General features: G+C 59.5%; 12 protein-coding genes. 8 read left to right on the top strand and 4 right to left on the bottom strand.

Annotation, left to right across the window (positions count from 1 at the left end):
• Window position 1 precedes the first annotated feature (1 nt).
• The 6 genes from ACEWL3_RS10535 (at window position 2) to ACEWL3_RS10510 (ending at window position 6,639) form a co-directional block, all read left to right on the top strand.
• Window positions 2-487 carry a class I SAM-dependent methyltransferase gene (locus ACEWL3_RS10535; RefSeq protein ID WP_386183277.1) on the top strand — a complete coding sequence of 162 codons (486 nt, stop codon included), beginning with the start codon at window positions 2-4 and terminating at the stop codon, window positions 485-487.
• A gap of 126 nt (window positions 488-613) precedes the next feature.
• Window positions 614-2,722 carry a 3-hydroxyacyl-CoA dehydrogenase NAD-binding domain-containing protein gene (locus tag ACEWL3_RS10530; RefSeq protein WP_386183279.1) on the top strand — a complete coding sequence of 703 codons (2,109 nt, stop codon included), beginning with the start codon at window positions 614-616 and terminating at the stop codon, window positions 2,720-2,722.
• The gene (locus tag ACEWL3_RS10525; RefSeq protein WP_386183281.1) at window positions 2,719-3,891 is read left to right on the top strand and encodes an acetyl-CoA C-acyltransferase; all 1,173 of its coding nucleotides are present in this window, start codon (window positions 2,719-2,721) and stop codon (window positions 3,889-3,891) included. Before ACEWL3_RS10530 ends, ACEWL3_RS10525 begins: the two co-directional genes overlap by 4 nt.
• Before the next feature lie 9 nt (window positions 3,892-3,900).
• The gene (locus ACEWL3_RS10520) at window positions 3,901-5,100 is read left to right on the top strand and encodes an acyl-CoA dehydrogenase family protein (RefSeq protein WP_386183283.1); all 1,200 of its coding nucleotides are present in this window, start codon (window positions 3,901-3,903) and stop codon (window positions 5,098-5,100) included.
• Window positions 5,097-6,230, top strand: a complete 1,134-nt coding sequence (locus tag ACEWL3_RS10515) for an acyl-CoA dehydrogenase family protein (RefSeq protein WP_386183285.1) — start codon at window positions 5,097-5,099, stop codon at window positions 6,228-6,230. The genes ACEWL3_RS10520 and ACEWL3_RS10515 overlap by 4 nt, the downstream gene beginning before the upstream one ends.
• Window positions 6,211-6,639, top strand: a complete 429-nt coding sequence (locus ACEWL3_RS10510) for a PaaI family thioesterase (protein ID WP_386183287.1) — start codon at window positions 6,211-6,213, stop codon at window positions 6,637-6,639. The genes ACEWL3_RS10515 and ACEWL3_RS10510 overlap by 20 nt, the downstream gene beginning before the upstream one ends.
• 284 nt (window positions 6,640-6,923) lie before the next feature.
• Here ACEWL3_RS10510 and rpe read toward each other — a convergent pair whose 3' ends face one another.
• From rpe to ACEWL3_RS10495, 3 genes are all read right to left on the bottom strand, one after another.
• Entirely contained in the window at window positions 6,924-7,613 is a 690-nt protein-coding gene (rpe, locus tag ACEWL3_RS10505) for a ribulose-phosphate 3-epimerase (protein WP_386183289.1), read from the bottom strand.
• A 100-nt stretch (window positions 7,614-7,713) separates the two neighbouring features.
• Window positions 7,714-8,715 carry an NAD-dependent epimerase/dehydratase family protein gene (locus tag ACEWL3_RS10500; RefSeq protein WP_386183291.1) on the bottom strand — a complete coding sequence of 334 codons (1,002 nt, stop codon included), beginning with the start codon at window positions 8,713-8,715 and terminating at the stop codon, window positions 7,714-7,716.
• Window positions 8,712-11,915, bottom strand: a complete 3,204-nt coding sequence (locus ACEWL3_RS10495) for a 4Fe-4S dicluster domain-containing protein (protein ID WP_386183293.1) — start codon at window positions 11,913-11,915, stop codon at window positions 8,712-8,714. Before ACEWL3_RS10495 ends, ACEWL3_RS10500 begins: the two co-directional genes overlap by 4 nt.
• Before the next feature lie 123 nt (window positions 11,916-12,038).
• Here ACEWL3_RS10495 and ACEWL3_RS10490 point away from each other — a divergent pair, with 123 nt between their 5' ends.
• Both ACEWL3_RS10490 and ACEWL3_RS10485 read left to right on the top strand, forming a co-directional pair.
• On the top strand, window positions 12,039-12,254 hold the full coding sequence (locus ACEWL3_RS10490; protein WP_386183482.1) for a hypervirulence associated TUDOR domain-containing protein: 216 nt from the start codon (window positions 12,039-12,041) through the stop codon (window positions 12,252-12,254).
• 5 nt (window positions 12,255-12,259) lie between these two features.
• On the top strand, window positions 12,260-13,225 hold the full coding sequence (locus ACEWL3_RS10485; RefSeq protein ID WP_386183295.1) for a DNA topoisomerase IB: 966 nt from the start codon (window positions 12,260-12,262) through the stop codon (window positions 13,223-13,225).
• Between the two features lie 20 nt (window positions 13,226-13,245).
• On the opposite strand, the gene ACEWL3_RS10480 is transcribed toward ACEWL3_RS10485, so the two are convergent.
• Entirely contained in the window at window positions 13,246-14,601 is a 1,356-nt protein-coding gene (locus ACEWL3_RS10480) for an MmgE/PrpD family protein (protein WP_386183297.1), read from the bottom strand.
• Between the last annotated feature and the right edge of the window lie 197 nt (window positions 14,602-14,798).

Here is a 14,798-nt window from a genome sequence, read left to right as displayed (position 1 = left end):
CATGAGCCGACTGGATATCTTCATCAACCGAATGGTGTCGCAACGCGCCTGCCTGAACCACGCTGCCGCTTTGACGGCGCAGATGGATGGCCCGGTGTTTGAGTTGGGGTTGGGCAATGGGCGCACCTATCATCACATGGTCGAGATCATGCCCGATCGTGACATTTACGTCTTTGAACGTGCGGTTGCCTCGAACCCCGACAGCACCCCGCCGGATGATCGGCTGATGCTGGGCGATGTACACGAAACGCTGCCCGCCGCGCTGCGCCGTTTTGGCCCGACCGCATCGCTGATCCACGCGGATCTTGGCGGTCATGACCTTGCCAAGAACGATGCGTTCGCGCGTGCGATATCGCCGCTGGTGGAACCGCTGCTTGCCAAAGGCGGGTTGATGGTCTCAAGCGACAAGATGTATTTCGACACGTTGCGCGACATTGCCCTGCCCGATGATGCGGTGTCGGGGCGCTGTTTTATCTATGGCCATTAAGGCGGCGTGAATATGACCCGGCGGCTGGCAATAAATTTCCCTTAAAACGGTGCGCGCAGGGTTTTAACTCCGCACCGGATCGCACATGCTGTCGCCGAATAACGTGCAGGTATCCGGGGGACAAAAATGGCCAGTCAGACGCAGGACAAGATCGCCTATCACCGGCAGGGCGACATCGCGGTTTTGAGCATTCAGAACCCGCCTGTAAACGCCTTGTCCCACGCGGTGCGGCAGGGGCTGATGGCCCAGATGGACCGCGCCGAAGCAGACGAGGGCGTGCGCGCTGTGCTGATCGTGGGCGAGGGGCGGGCGTTTATCGCAGGCGCTGACATCACCGAATTTGGCAAGACCCCGCTTGAACCGTGGTTGCCCGATGTGTGCAACAGGATCGAAGCATCACCGCTTTTGGTCGTCGCCTCCATGCATGGCGTATCGCTGGGCGGCGGGTTGGAAATTGCCCTGTCCGCGCATTACCGCATCGCCCAGCCAACTGCGCGGGTGGGGCTGCCCGAAGTCCATCTTGGTCTGTTGCCCGGTGCAGGAGGCACACAACGTCTGCCGCGGCTGATCGGGGTCGAACGGGCTTTGGATGCGATCACGTCGGGGCGTCACATTCAGGCACCAGAGGCGCTTGAGATGGGCATCATCGACAAGATCGAAGAAGGTGATCCCGAAACCGTCGGGCTGAGCTATGTGCAATCATTGTTGGCAGATGCCGCACCGCGCCGCCCGATCAGCGAAATGCCCGGCCCGGCCCCGATCGACTGGGATGCAACCTATGCTGCAACGCTTAAGAAAGGGCGGGGTCAGATCAGCCCGGCCCAGGCTGTGCGCGCCGTTCAGGCCAGCGCCGAATTGCCGTTTGACCAAGGCATGAAAGCCGAGCGGAAAATGTTCATGGACCTGATGAAAACCGATCAACGTCAGGGCATGATCCATGCATTTTTTTCCGAACGGGCGGTCAGCAATCTGCCCGAACTCAAGGGCATCGCGCCGCGTGATCTGAACACCATCGGCGTGATTGGCGGCGGCACAATGGGTGCGGGCATCGCCACGGCGGCGCTCTTGGCGGGCTTTGACGTTGTGCTGATTGAGATGACCGATGACGCAGCGGTCGCCGCCAAAGACCGCATTGCGGGCAATCTGCAGGGTGCATTGAAACGCGGCAAGATCGGCCAAGGCAAATTCGATGCCCTGACCACCACCGCGCTGCGGGTGTCCACGGCCTATGACGACCTTGCGCAGGCCGATCTGGTGGTCGAGGCGGTGTTCGAGGATATGGACGTCAAAAAGCAGGTGTTCGGCAAACTTGATGCAGTGTGCAAACCCGGTGCGATTTTGGCGAGCAACACCTCGTACCTTGATGTGAACGAAATCGCCGCCAGCACATCGAGGCCTGCGGATGTGATCGGGCTGCACTTTTTCTCGCCCGCACATGTGATGAAGCTGCTTGAAGTTGTGGTTGCTAATCAGACCGCGCCGGACGTGGTGGCCACCGGCTTTGCGCTGGGCAAAGCGTTGGCCAAGGTCAGCGTGCGTGCGGGCGTCTGCGATGGTTTCATCGGCAACCGTATTCTGGCGACCTACCGGACGGCGGCGGATCATATGGTCCTTGACGGCGCATCGCCCTATCAGATTGACGTGGCCCTGACGGATTTTGGGTTTGCGATGGGGCCTTTTGCCGTGGCTGATCTTGCCGGGCTCGATATCGGCTGGGCCACCCGCAAACGCAAAGCCCCGGACCGCCACCCGGATGAACGGGTGCCGACCTATATCGACCGCCTGTGCGAACAGGGGCATTTTGGCCAAAAGACCGGTCGGGGATATTACATCTATGAAAAAGGCAAACGTGGCGGTGTGCCGAACCCTGAAATCGCGAAGCTGATTGCCGATGAACAAGCAGCGCTTGGCATCACACCACGCACCTTTAGCGACGCAGAGATCGTGCGCCGATACATGGCCGCGATGGTCAACGAGGCAGCAAAGGTTGTGGGTGAGGGCATTGCGCGCCGTCCACTGGACGTCGATATGACCTTGCTTTTCGGCTATGGTTTTCCGCGTTTTTGGGGCGGGCCGCTGAAATGGGCCGACCTGCAAGGCCTGCCTGCGCTGCTGACGGACATTGAGGCCTATGCCAAAGACGACGCGTGGTTCTGGCAACCCGCGCCATTGTTGAAAGAACTGGTGGCCACGGGCCGCAACTTTGATGATCTGAACAAGGAAGCTGCATCATGAAACAAGCTGTCATCGTCTCTGCGGCCCGCACGGGTCTTGCAAAATCATTCCGGGGTTCATTCAACATGACCCATGGTGCGACCATGGGCGGTCATGTGGTCAAACATGCGGTGAAACGTGCGGGCGTTGATCCGGGCCATATCGAGGATGTGATGATCGGCTGCGGGTTCCCTGAACATGCAACCGGCCAAAACATCGCGCGCCAGATTGCGTTGCGCGCGGGCCTGCCGGTGACGGCATCAGGTTTGACGGTGAACCGTTTCTGTTCAAGCGGTCTGCAAACCGTGGCGATGGCCGCCAACGCAATCTGTCAGGACGGCGCAGGGCCGATGGTAGCGGGCGGGGTCGAAAGCATTTCGATGGTTCAGCCACAGGCGAAAACGGTCAAGGAAGCATGGTTGGACCAGCATAAACCAGACATTTACATGAGCATGATTGAAACGGCGGATGTGGTTGCAGAACGCTATGGCGTGGACCGCGCGTATCAGGATGAATATGCGCTGCGCAGTCAGCAATTGATCGCCGCAGCACAGGCCGCCGGAAAATTTGATGATGAGATTGTGGCCATGCAGACCACCATGGGTGTGCAGGACAAAGAGACCAAGGAAGTCACGCTGCGTACCGTCACGGTGGATCGCGACGAGTGCAACCGCCCGCAGACCACGCTTGAGGGGCTGGCAGGTCTGAACCCGGTGCGCGAGGATGGATCGGTTACCGCAGGCAATGCCAGCCAGCTGAGCGATGGCGCGGCGGCGGTGGTATTGATGGACAGCGTCGCGGCGGAAAAGGCGGGGCTAGAGCCGATGGGGGCCTTCAAAGGGTTTGCAGTGGCCGGATGCGAGCCTGATGAAATGGGCATCGGGCCAATCTTTGCGGTGCCACGTCTGCTGGAACGACATGGATTGAAAATCGATGATATTGATCTGTGGGAACTGAACGAAGCGTTTGCATCCCAGTGCCTTTACGCCCGTGACAAGCTGGGCATTGATCCCGAAAAATACAACGTCAACGGCGGTTCCATCGCCATTGGGCATCCGTTCGGCATGACCGGTGCGCGGATGACCGGGCATTTGCTGCGCGAGGGCAAGCGGCGCGAGGCCAAGCTCGGGGTGGTGACGATGTGTGTTGGCGGCGGCATGGGGGCTGCGGGTCTGTTCGAAATCTACTAGGAGGCTGCAATGGACCTGAAGTATTCTGACGCTGAAAACGCATTCCGGGACGAGGTTCGTGCATTTCTGGCAGAACAACTGCCCCGCGATCTGCGCGACAAGGTCAGAAACGGTCAGGCGCTGGGCAAGGAAGGGCATGAACGCTGGCATGCGATCCTGAACGCGCAAGGATGGCTGGCCCCCAATTGGCCGCGCGCCTTCGGCGGTGCAGAATGGGATGCGGTGCAAAAGCACATCTTTGAAGAAGAAGCGGCGGCGGCCTATGCCCCGCGCATCGTGCCGTTTGGTTTGTCGATGTTGGCTCCGGTGTTGCAGAAATTTGGGTCCAAGGCACAGCAGGACCATTGGTTGCCGCGCATTTTGTCCGGTGCGGATTGGTGGTGTCAGGGGTATTCCGAACCCGGCGCGGGGTCTGATCTGGCGTCGCTCAAGACCCGCGCGGTGCGGGACGGGGATCATTACATCGTCAACGGTCAAAAGACGTGGACGACCCTTGGCCAGCACGCCAACATGATCTTTTGCCTCGTGCGCACCAACAAAGATGTGAAGCAGCAGCAAGGCATCTCATTTCTGTTGATCGACATGGATACCGCCGGCATCGAGGTGCGCCCGATTGTGTTGCTCGATGGCGGAGCCGAGGTGAACGAGGTCTGGTTTACGGATGTGAAAGTGCCGGTGAAAAATCTGGTGGGTGAGGAAAACAAGGGCTGGACCTATGCCAAATATCTGCTGACCCATGAGCGCACGAATATCGCGGGCGTTGGGTTCTCGCAGGCTGGGCTGGCGGCCGTGAAACGCATCGCGCGCGCCGAAATGGCGGGGGGCAAGCCGTTGATCGAGAACCCCCATTTCGCAGCACGTGTCGCACAGGTCGAGATTGATCTGATGGCCATGTCCACCACAAATCTGCGGATCGTATCGCGCGCCGCAGCGGGGCAGGCACCGGGCGTAGAAAGCTCAATGCTCAAGGTCAAGGGCACGATCATCCGTCAGGAGATCAACGATCTGGCGCGGCGTGCGGCGGGTGTTTACGCTATGCCCTTTGCATCCGAGGCGGTCGAGGGGGCAAACGCCATCGTGCCTGATCCGCTGGCCGCGGGGCCGGTGGCTGCGCAGTATTTCAACAACCGTAAACTGTCGATCTATGGTGGCTCAAACGAAATTCAGCGCAGCATCATCGCCAAGACCGTTCTGGGGGGCGGCGCATGAATTTCGAGCTGACCGATGAGCGGCAAATGCTGCAAGACAGCTTGCGACGGTTCTTGCGCGACAAGTACGATACCGCAACCCGCAACGCGATTTTGGAAAGTGATACGGGCCTCAGCACGGAAATCTGGGCCGAACTGGCCGAACTGGGCGTTATCAGCGCGCTTTTCACACAAGATCAGGGCGGCTTTGGCGGCAGGGGTTTCGACATCGCGGTGGTGTTTGAGGAACTGGGCCGCGCCGGCGTGGTCGAGCCTTTGCTTGATACCGGCATTCTGGCCGGGGGTCTGGTGGCCGATCTGGGCCAAGACGATAAACAGGAACTGGTTGAACAGGTGATCGCAGGGACATTGCAAATGGCGTTCGCCCATGGCGAACCAACAAGCCGTTATGACCTGAACCGCGTAAAGACAACGGCAAGGAAAGACGGGGCCAGTATCGTCCTCAATGGTGCCAAAGCTGTCGTGGTCAACGCTGAAGCTGCCGATCTGCTTGTGGTTTCGGCCCGTGAGAGTGGTGCGGTGGACTCTGAACAAGGCATTTCGCTCTTTCTTGTCCCAGCAGATGCAAAGGGTGTGAGTATTCAAGGTTACGCTCTGCTTGCCGGAGGTCGCGCCGCTGAGGTCATGCTTGATAACGTGATAATCCCGGACACCGCGCGCCTTGGCAAGCCGGGCGGTGCTTTCGCGGCCATTGAGGCGCGCATCGCCACCGCGAGTGTTGCCCAATGCGCCGAAACGCTGGGCGCGATGGAAACGGCCTGTGCGCTTACCCGTGATTACCTTGGCACCCGCACGCAGTTTGGCCGCCTGATCGGGACGTTTCAGGCGCTCGCACACCGCATGGCGGACCTGATGATCGAGATGGAGCAGGCCCGCTCAGCGGTGATCAATGCCGCGGGCCATCTTGAGGCCGGGCGTGAAACACGCGAACGATATGTATCTGCGGCAAAAAACCTGATCGGTCGGGCAGGGCGTCTGGTGGCCGAGGATGCCATTCAGATGCACGGCGGTATTGCGATGACGCAGGACTACGAACTTGCCCATATCGCCAAGCGCATCATCATGGCCGATCACCGATTTGGCGACACCGATCATCATCTGGAGCGTTTCATTGCCATTACCACTCGCTGACGCGTTACCCTTGCCAGAGCACAAAGCCACCGGATCGGGGGCGCAGGATTTGGTGGGCTACCGCATTGACCTGAGCGATCCTGCTGGCGGGGCGGTGGTGCGTTTGACCGTCGAGGCAAAGCATCTCAATCGCAATGGCACGCTTCAGGGCGGTATTCACGCGATGTTGCTGGATGCTGCTGCCGGGTTTGCCGCCTCGCGGCATCTGGCCGGGCAGGGGGATATTGTGCCTGTCGTGACGTTGTCACTGAATGCACAGTACCTTGCCCCGGCGGCCCTTGGTGAGGTGATCGCGAGAGGTCAGGTCACAGGTGCGGGGTACAAGATCGTCCATGCCGAGGCTGAGATACGCAGCGCGGATGGCACGGTTTTGTCGCGCGGCAGCGGTGTGTTCAAACGCGCCGGATAAGGCAGCGCGACATGCCACGCGCAGCCAGAGCCACGGCGGTTGATCATTTTGCAGAATTGGATCGCTGTGGCCCGGTGAAAAGTGGCGGCACCGCCAGATCGGATGTTTGAGACAGGATTTTACCCTGCATGTCTGAACTGTTCAGAAATGACCCTTTTTTAAGGGGCCCCTTCGTTTCCGGTGTTTGCCAAAAGGGTGATGACCTTTCAGCAGATGTCGCGACAAAGTGAGTTCTAGGAGCAGGGAGTTAAGACCGGGTGAGTGATGCGTGCGTTGCTGCTGGATCAGACGTAGGTGCCTTGCGCTGCTGCCCGAATGGCCCGGATGTTTTCGCCGTAAGGCGAAGGGTTGCTGACGGAGCCACCTTTGAACACTGCGGACCCGGCAACCAACACATCTGCCCCGGCTTTTGCGACCAGCGGTGCCGTCTTGGCATCCACGCCACCATCGATTTCAATATGCACGGGGCGATCACCGATCATTGCGCGCAAGGATTTGATTTTGTCGGTCATGTCGATGAATTTCTGACCCCCGAAACCGGGGTTCACGGTCATCACGCAGATCAGGTCGGTGAGGTCGAGAAGATGCGCCACGGCATCCGCAGGGGTGCCGGGATTCAGCGCGACGCCTGCTTTGGCCCCAGCGCCGCGGATGGCTTGCAACGTCCGGTGAATGTGTGGCCCTGCCTCGACATGCGCGGTAATGATGTCGGCCCCGGCCGACGCGAAGGCGTCGATATAGGGATCAACGGGTGCAATCATCAGATGCACGTCCATCACCCCTTTGATGTGGGGCCGGATCGCAGCGCAGGTGGTGGGACCAAAGCTGATGTTGGGGACAAAATGACCGTCCATCACATCTACATGCACCCAATCGGCACCCTGCGCCTCAATCGCCTCGCATTCTGCACCGAAATTCGCAAAATCGGCGGCAAGGATTGAAGGGGCGATCTTGATCGAGCGGTTGAATGTCATTTTGGGTCTCATTTTATGGCGGATGTGCTGCCTCATAGCGGCTTTGGCTTTGGGCGGAAAGGGCGGGATATCGGTATTTTAGAAAGGGTGAAGGGCAAGGTCAGATTTTGTAATAGTCCCTGTACCAGTCCACAAAGTTCTGCAGGCCGGTGGCAATGGGGGTGGCGGGGCGCTTGACCGTGAGTGTCTGCAAGAGCGTCGCATCGGCCCAGGTGGCAGGCACATCGCCGGGCTGCATGTCGTGGTAGTTTTTGAGTGCAATGCGCCCGCAGGCGGCCTCGATCGCGGTGATATACTCCATCAGTTTAATCGGTGTGCCATTGCCGATATTGAGCACGCGAAACGGTGCAACGGCAGAGAGGCTGTCATGTGCAACCGGGGCACCCGTTTTGGGGACAACGCCAATCAGCGCCATAAGTGAGGCGACCAGATCGTCGATGTAAGTAAAGTCCCTTAGCATATCACCATGGTTATAAATATCGATAGGATCGCCGTTCAGGATCGCGCGGGTGAATTTGAAATGCGCCATATCGGGGCGGCCCCATGGGCCATAGACAGTGAAGAACCGGAACATGGTGATTGGCAGGTCATAGAGATGCGCATAGCTGTGTGCCATCGTCTCGGTTGCCTTCTTGGTGGCACCGTAGAATGACATTTGCGTTTCGACTTTGTCCGTTTCGGCAAAGGGCATATCGGTATTGGCCCCGTAAACAGATGACGAAGAAGCCAGCAACATATGCGCTGGCGGATAGGCCCTAGCGGCTTCCAGCAGTTCAAACGTGCCGACAAGGTTTGATTGCAGATATGATCGCGGTGCGTCAATGGAGTGGCGCACGCCCGCCTGGGCCGCCAGATGAATAACCGTATCGGGGCGGTATTTCTTAAAGAGCGCTATCATGGTGCCGGGGGTTTCCAGCCGGTCATTGATCACGCTGAAATTGGCACGCGTGCTCAGCATGGATTGGCGGCGTTCCTTGAGGGCAACGTCATAATAATCTGACAGACAATCAAGGCCCACAACACGCCATCCGGCATCTAGCAGCGCCAGCGATGTGAAATAGCCGATAAACCCCGAAGAGCCAGTGACGAGTGCGGTTTTCATAGGTCAATCTCCACTATGCCGTCGGGGTCTGCGGCACGCGACTGGCACAGGATCATGGCGGATTGCCGCTGTTTGGCGGAAAGCACAAAGTCGCGGTGTTCCACAGCGCCGCTCCGCACGCCGCATTTGCACACGCCACATATCCCATCGCTGCACTTGATGTCTACGGAAATTCCTGCGGCGATCAGCGCGTCGGTGGCCGACTGATCCGCAGCCACGGCAATGTCGCGTCCCGATGCAAGCCGCAGGGTAAAGGGGTTGTTCACATAGTCGGGCACATCAGGGGTCGAGAAATATTCAAGGTGGCAGGCGTCCTCTGCAACCCCAGCCTGCTTTGCCGCTGTCATGACAGATTGCATGTAAGCATCAGGGCCGCAGGTATAGACGTGGCCGCCCTTGGGCAGTCCGGCCATGATCACGGGCAGATCCGCGCGGGTGTCTTCGGCTGAGATATGCAGGTGGACTTGTGCTGCCCATGGCATGGTTGGCAGGATGTTTGCAAAGGCCGCCGCAGCGCGCCGGGGCGCGGAATAGTGCAGGGCAAAGGGTTTGCCGATGGCGTGCAGCCGATGCGCAAAGGCGATCATCGGGGTTACGCCAATGCCACCGCCCATCAGCAGGGTAAATGGCGCACCCTCGACCAATTCAAAGTGGTTCACGGGTTTTGAAATAAACACTCTGCGTCCCTTGGAAAAGACCCGGTGGAGCAGCGCGGATCCACCCCGGCCCTCGTCTTCGCGCAGCACTGCAATGCGGTATCTGCTGCGGTCGGCGGGATCACCAAGCAGCGAATAGGGGCGCAGGAACTCAGGCGCGACCACAAGATCAAGATGCGCGCCAGCGGTCCATTGCGGTAAATCATGTCCTTCGGGGTGCGCGAAATCATAAAGGGTCACGCCGTCGCTGAGGCGTTCGGCCGCCGTGATGCGCAGGTCAAGGACCGGGGCATCGCTGCCCACAGCATAAAGATGCAGATGATCGGTGTCGCCGCGCGCATTTTTTGCGCGGTGTTCATCGGCAGTCAAAAGATCCGCATGTGCCTTGATCCCGGCCTCGCGGTTCATCGGGTCCGGGTAGGGCCATGGATGCGGGGCAAGTGGCGCGGGGTAGACGGCCAATGTCTGATCCTCGAATTTGAGGTCCAGATCGGTTTGCAGATCACGCGCGTTAACAGGCGCGCGCGGCACGTCAAAGCCACCATCGAGGCGCACTTCGATATCCCACCACCATTTCTTGATCGGGTTCAATCGGCCTTTGCCGACTTTATCATCCAGCTTGGCCAGCATCGGAGCCGCCTTGGGGATGTTCATGGCAGCCCAGCGAAAAGGCCGTTCCGCAAACAGCCCTTCCAAATTCCATGGGCAGGTTTTCATACACCGCCCGCACATCGCGCCGCCCTGGTTGGTTATGCGGTACGTGGCGCATTTCTGACTGTCGGATTTCCAGATTTCATAGCCGTTGAACATCTTTTTCGGTCCGGCAGTGATCGCACCAGAGGGACATTCACGCGCGCATTTGTTGCAGGCTTCGCAGAATTTCTGCAGGCCAAAATCGATGGGTCTGTCGTGCGTCATCGGCAGGGTTGTCGTGACCACGCCGGATTTCAGGCGCGGTCCGAGGAACGGGTTCAGGATCACCTCGCCGATGCGGCTGACCTCACCCAAACCGGCAAGCAACAGCAGCGGCGGTTGCAGCACATCGCCGTCCATCACAGTATGTGCTTTGGCAGGATAACCCAGATTGCGCAGGTGCTGTGCGATCACACCGCCCAGCATCGAAAACCGCAGATAGGCGCGCATGGATTGCGATACTGCAATCCAATCATCGCCTGATGATCCTTCCATGGTGTCGAACCCCTGATCGATGATCATGCTCAGCGCCTGATCATGGGGCGGCGTGATGGGGGTGCCGGTGGCGTCATGGCTGTACCATGTCCAGTCGGGACAAGCTGAAAGGCCCGCGGCATCTGCCCCCAGAAAATAGCTGGTGGCCTTGAGGTTGGCGGCGTTGCGGGCGGGGTCAAGCTGTGCTGCGTCAGGGGCAACGGTGCCGTCCTGCAACAGAATGAGCGCGCCCAGCAGGCGGCGTTGCGCGGCGGAGGGTGCGGATTTGACCACGTGATGGCCGCCCTTCATCGCATCCTGAACCTTTGGCCCCATGTCACCAAACTGTCCGCGCGCAAACATGTCGGTGCGTTTCGGGATACGCGGAACGTTGGGCGCGTCGATGTAGGTGGTGGGATTGTCGACCCGCTTGAGATCCTCAAAGGGGTGCGGTCCGGCGGCAAAATCACGGCTGGCATAGGGATCATGGCTGCGCGCGTGCACGCCGCCGTGGGAGCCAAGTTGCCAATGCGGTCCTTTGAGCGCGGACCACGGCTGATCCTTCATCGGGGCCAGCGGCAGGTCGGGGGCCAAAGCCATGTCCGTGCTCACCACGGCAAGCCCGAAGCCTATGCCGATCCAAGGCGCGCTGATTGCAGCGTTTTCGCACACAGCCAATCCTGCCGCCACGGCCAGTTTGCCCAGATGCACGTCGGATGTGGTGGCCGAATGCACCCGCGCATCAAAGCCCAACTGGCGGATGTATTCGCCAAGCACCGTGGCGTTTTCAGTAGCACGCAGGCAGGCGCGCTGGGCTTGGGCGTTGATAATCCAGTCGCTGCCCGGTTCCCCTATGCGTGGATCACGGGGGAACGCGGTCAGGATCACCAGCGCATGGGTATGAGCACCAAGCGGTGGTACAGGTGCGGCGGCCGCATCGCGCAAATTGGCCATGATCACATCAACACCAGCGGCAAGCGTCTTGGTCTGGCGGGTTTTCAGGTCGTTGGCCAACTGGTCCGTTTCGCGATTGCGGCGCGGCGTGGCCAGTCGGGCGTCATCCGGCAAAGCGCAGATCCCCATCATTGAGGCGTCGTTGTAATAGCCAAATGCCTTGAGGTGATTGGCGCGTGTCACCGGGTCACCGGGAATATTGGCCCGCGCCGGGTTCACCTTGCCGCTACGCAGCACATCCATCATGGCCTGAAACGGCCCCATCGCATTTACGATGCTCTCAGGTTGATCAGGTCGGGCAAAGCTTATGGTGGGGAACGGCATTTCAGGCAGGCGCATGTGCGCCTGACCAAGCCTGTGCAAACGTTCCATGGGATAGCCGCCCATATGAACCGGGCGCGATCTGGATGAGAAAATCTTCATCCTGCAGACGTGCCATAGGCCGCTGAAAAATGCCAGACAGCGTGGCTGGATTAAATCATATCGGGAACCAGAGCGTTTGGCGGCGCGTTGCAAAACAGGATCATGTAAATGAGGGGAACTGTGATGGCTGACTTTGGCAAAGGCGACAAGGTCGAATGGGACTGGGGCGACGGTACCGCAGTGGGCACCGTTGAGAAAACCTATGACGGCAAAGTCACCCGGACATTGCAAGGCACTGAGGTCACGCGCAACGGGTCAGTCGATGATCCGGCACTTTATATAGAGCAGGAAGATGGCGCAGGCGTGCTCAAGCTCTCCTCCGAAGTCCGCAAAGGATAGCGGGCGTGGTGCCAAGTGAGCTGATCTACGTGAGCGATGATCAACCGGGGATCACCCGGCGTAAGCGCGGGCGCGGGTTTAGTTATACGGCACCGGACGGCACCACGATCGCGCAAGGCGCTGAACGCAGGCGGCTCGAGGCTTTGTCGGTGCCGCCCGCCTATGAAGACGTCTGGATGTGCGCGTTGCCCAATGGTCATCTGCAGGCGACCGGGCGCGATGAACGTCGGCGCAAGCAATACCGCTATCACATGGAGTGGACCGCAGCACAGGCGGAAACCAAGTTTGCAGGTCTGGTGGGTTTTGGTCGTGTATTGCCCCGCATCCGCCGGCGGGTGATGCGCGATCTCAAGGGCGATGCAGGCGAGCAGAGTTTCGCATTGGCAAGCGCTGTGGCGCTGATTGATCGGACAGCGATTCGGGTGGGCAACCCGGATTACACCCGCGAAAACGGCAGCTATGGGGCGCTTACGTTGCGGAGCAAACATGTAAATTTGAACGGCAATACGATTTCTCTGCGGTTCACTGCCAAGGGGGGCAAAAAAGTCCGCAAGCAGATGACTGACCGCACACTGGCGCGGATATTGGACAAGGTGAACGATCTCCCCGGTGCCGAGGTGCTCAGCTGGCTCGATGATAATGGCACACCGCAGAGGCTCAGTTCCGCCGGATTAAACAACTATCTCGCAGACGCCTCCGGGCAGGATGGCATTACCGCCAAGACCTTTCGCACATGGACTGGTACGTTGGCCGCGTATGAGGTGGCAGAGAAAGGCGCGGCCACGATCAAAGCGATGGCAGAGGCCGCAGCCGAGCGGTTGCACAACACGCCAACAGTTGCGCGCAACAGCTATATCCATCCGGCAGTTATTGATCTGGCCGGGGACGAGGTTTCGATGCCGAAGGTGCGCAGTGTGTCTGACCTTTACGCCTCGGAAGAGCGGATGCTGGCCTTTCTGAAGGATCAATAACAGCGCGCAGGATCAACCTGCTACGGGGCGTCTTTCAGATGATCGAGCAGCGTTGAAAACGGCGTGGTGCCGTCTGTCAGGGACAGGCAGGCATCGCGGATCGCTTCTGCACGTTGCTCGCCCAGGACAGGCACAGCGAACGACATGTATTTTGCGATGATGTCGCCTGCGTCAAACGGGCGTTCCGGTCCGCCGCGCGCATGCACATCGCCCGAAGTCAGGACGCGTCCATCTTTCAGCGTCATTGTCACATCGGCCCAGCGGCCCGCTGGAAAACGCGCCTCGTGGTGCGCGGCCTCCTGCATCTGCGTTCGCGCAACAAGGTTTGCGACAACCGGATCAGACAGACCATTGTCCGAGATATGCTCCAATCCAATCGCCCCATGGGCGACCATCGTCGCCACGGCAAAGGGCAGGGAGTATTGTGCCTTGGATGTCGTGTTGGGCATCGTCGCAAAAAGCTGTACGGCATTGTGAAAGCTATGAATTTCGATCTTGTCGACCTGATCAGCGGTCACGCTGCCTGCCAGACAGATTTCAAGCGCGGCATCAATGGCCGCATGTGCCCACCGACAGATTGGATAGGGTTTGATGTATTGGTGCTTGACCTGCCAGAATGTCCCAAGATCGGCCCAATGGTTCGCGACCTCAGCCGCTTCGACGGTGATTGCCGGTGCGCCGGTGAACCCGATCTCAGCCATGATCAGCGAGGACACTCCCACCAGCGCGCCCATGCCAGAGCCATCGTGCAACATGGTTGGGTTGGCAATCTCGCGCATCATCTGGCTGCGCGGTCCGTGGTATTCGGCAATGCCTAGCGCCTCGCGCAATTGAACGGCGGACGTGCCACGCAACCGCGCGCCAAGTGCAGCGACGCCAAGCGCGTTCCATGCGCCGGACGTGTGGTAATCGGGCGTGGTGGCGTGCAGTGCAATGCCCGCGCGTCCGGCGATTTCATAGCCGACCACAAGAGCCGCCAGCGCGTCCACGCCGCTCAGATTGGGGATGCGTTGGGCAAAGGACACAAGTGCGGGAACCACGGCCACACCAATGTGGCCTTTCGTCGGGTTATATCCATCGTGCCCATCAAGATTGTCGATCTGACTGGCCGTGGCAAAGGCAGCGCCGGCAAGGCTGGCGTTGCGCCCGTCAAACATCATCCACGCCGTATCATGAGGATCGGCCGCCCCATAGAGCCGTCGCGCGGTTTCGCGGGCCAGAACGCCTGCCTCCATCGGGGTGGCGGCGATGGCGATGCCAAGCGTGTCGAGCAAAAGCAGCGCGGCTTGTTTCATGACAGAGGCCGGGATGCCGTTGCTGTCAGTGGATCGGATGAAGGCGTCAATCGCAGGTGGCAGCGTGGATGAAGTGGCCATGGCAGATCCTTAAGGCTGGCGGGTCTGGGTTTGATGATAGAAACCGGAACTGGCAGCCCACCCGGAAAAAACGACATTTCAGCGCGATGCCTGTCGCGGACTGGTTCTGACGACCGGTCCGTTGCCGGTTAGGGTGGGGCAAAAATTGATCATTTTGATTTGCCCTTGGTTCGGGCATCTATGCGGGTAAAGTCAGA

Source organism: Sulfitobacter sediminivivens (genome assembly GCF_042611115.2).
GTDB classification, from domain to species: Bacteria; Pseudomonadota; Alphaproteobacteria; order Rhodobacterales; family Rhodobacteraceae; genus Sulfitobacter; species Sulfitobacter sediminivivens.
The sequence above is the reverse complement of the archived record's forward strand: the minus strand, read 5'-3'. Positions and strand labels throughout refer to the sequence as shown.

Bases quoted from the DNA above. Each gene is read 5' to 3' on its own strand.
- ACEWL3_RS10490 (WP_386183482.1), top strand. From the start codon at position 12,039: ATGGCTGACTTTGGCAAAGGCGACAAGGTCGAATGGGACTGGGGCGAC.
- ACEWL3_RS10495 (WP_386183293.1), bottom strand. From the start codon at position 11,915: ATGAAGATTTTCTCATCCAGATCGCGCCCGGTTCATATGGGCGGCTAT.
- ACEWL3_RS10530 (WP_386183279.1), top strand. From the start codon at position 614: ATGGCCAGTCAGACGCAGGACAAGATCGCCTATCACCGGCAGGGCGAC.
- ACEWL3_RS10525 (WP_386183281.1), top strand. From the start codon at position 2,719: ATGAAACAAGCTGTCATCGTCTCTGCGGCCCGCACGGGTCTTGCAAAA.
- ACEWL3_RS10520 (WP_386183283.1), top strand. From the start codon at position 3,901: ATGGACCTGAAGTATTCTGACGCTGAAAACGCATTCCGGGACGAGGTT.
- ACEWL3_RS10500 (WP_386183291.1), bottom strand. From the start codon at position 8,715: ATGAAAACCGCACTCGTCACTGGCTCTTCGGGGTTTATCGGCTATTTC.
- ACEWL3_RS10480 (WP_386183297.1), bottom strand. From the start codon at position 14,601: ATGGCCACTTCATCCACGCTGCCACCTGCGATTGACGCCTTCATCCGA.
- ACEWL3_RS10535 (WP_386183277.1), top strand. From the start codon at position 2: ATGAGCCGACTGGATATCTTCATCAACCGAATGGTGTCGCAACGCGCC.
- rpe (WP_386183289.1), bottom strand. From the start codon at position 7,613: ATGACATTCAACCGCTCGATCAAGATCGCCCCTTCAATCCTTGCCGCC.
- ACEWL3_RS10515 (WP_386183285.1), top strand. From the start codon at position 5,097: ATGAATTTCGAGCTGACCGATGAGCGGCAAATGCTGCAAGACAGCTTG.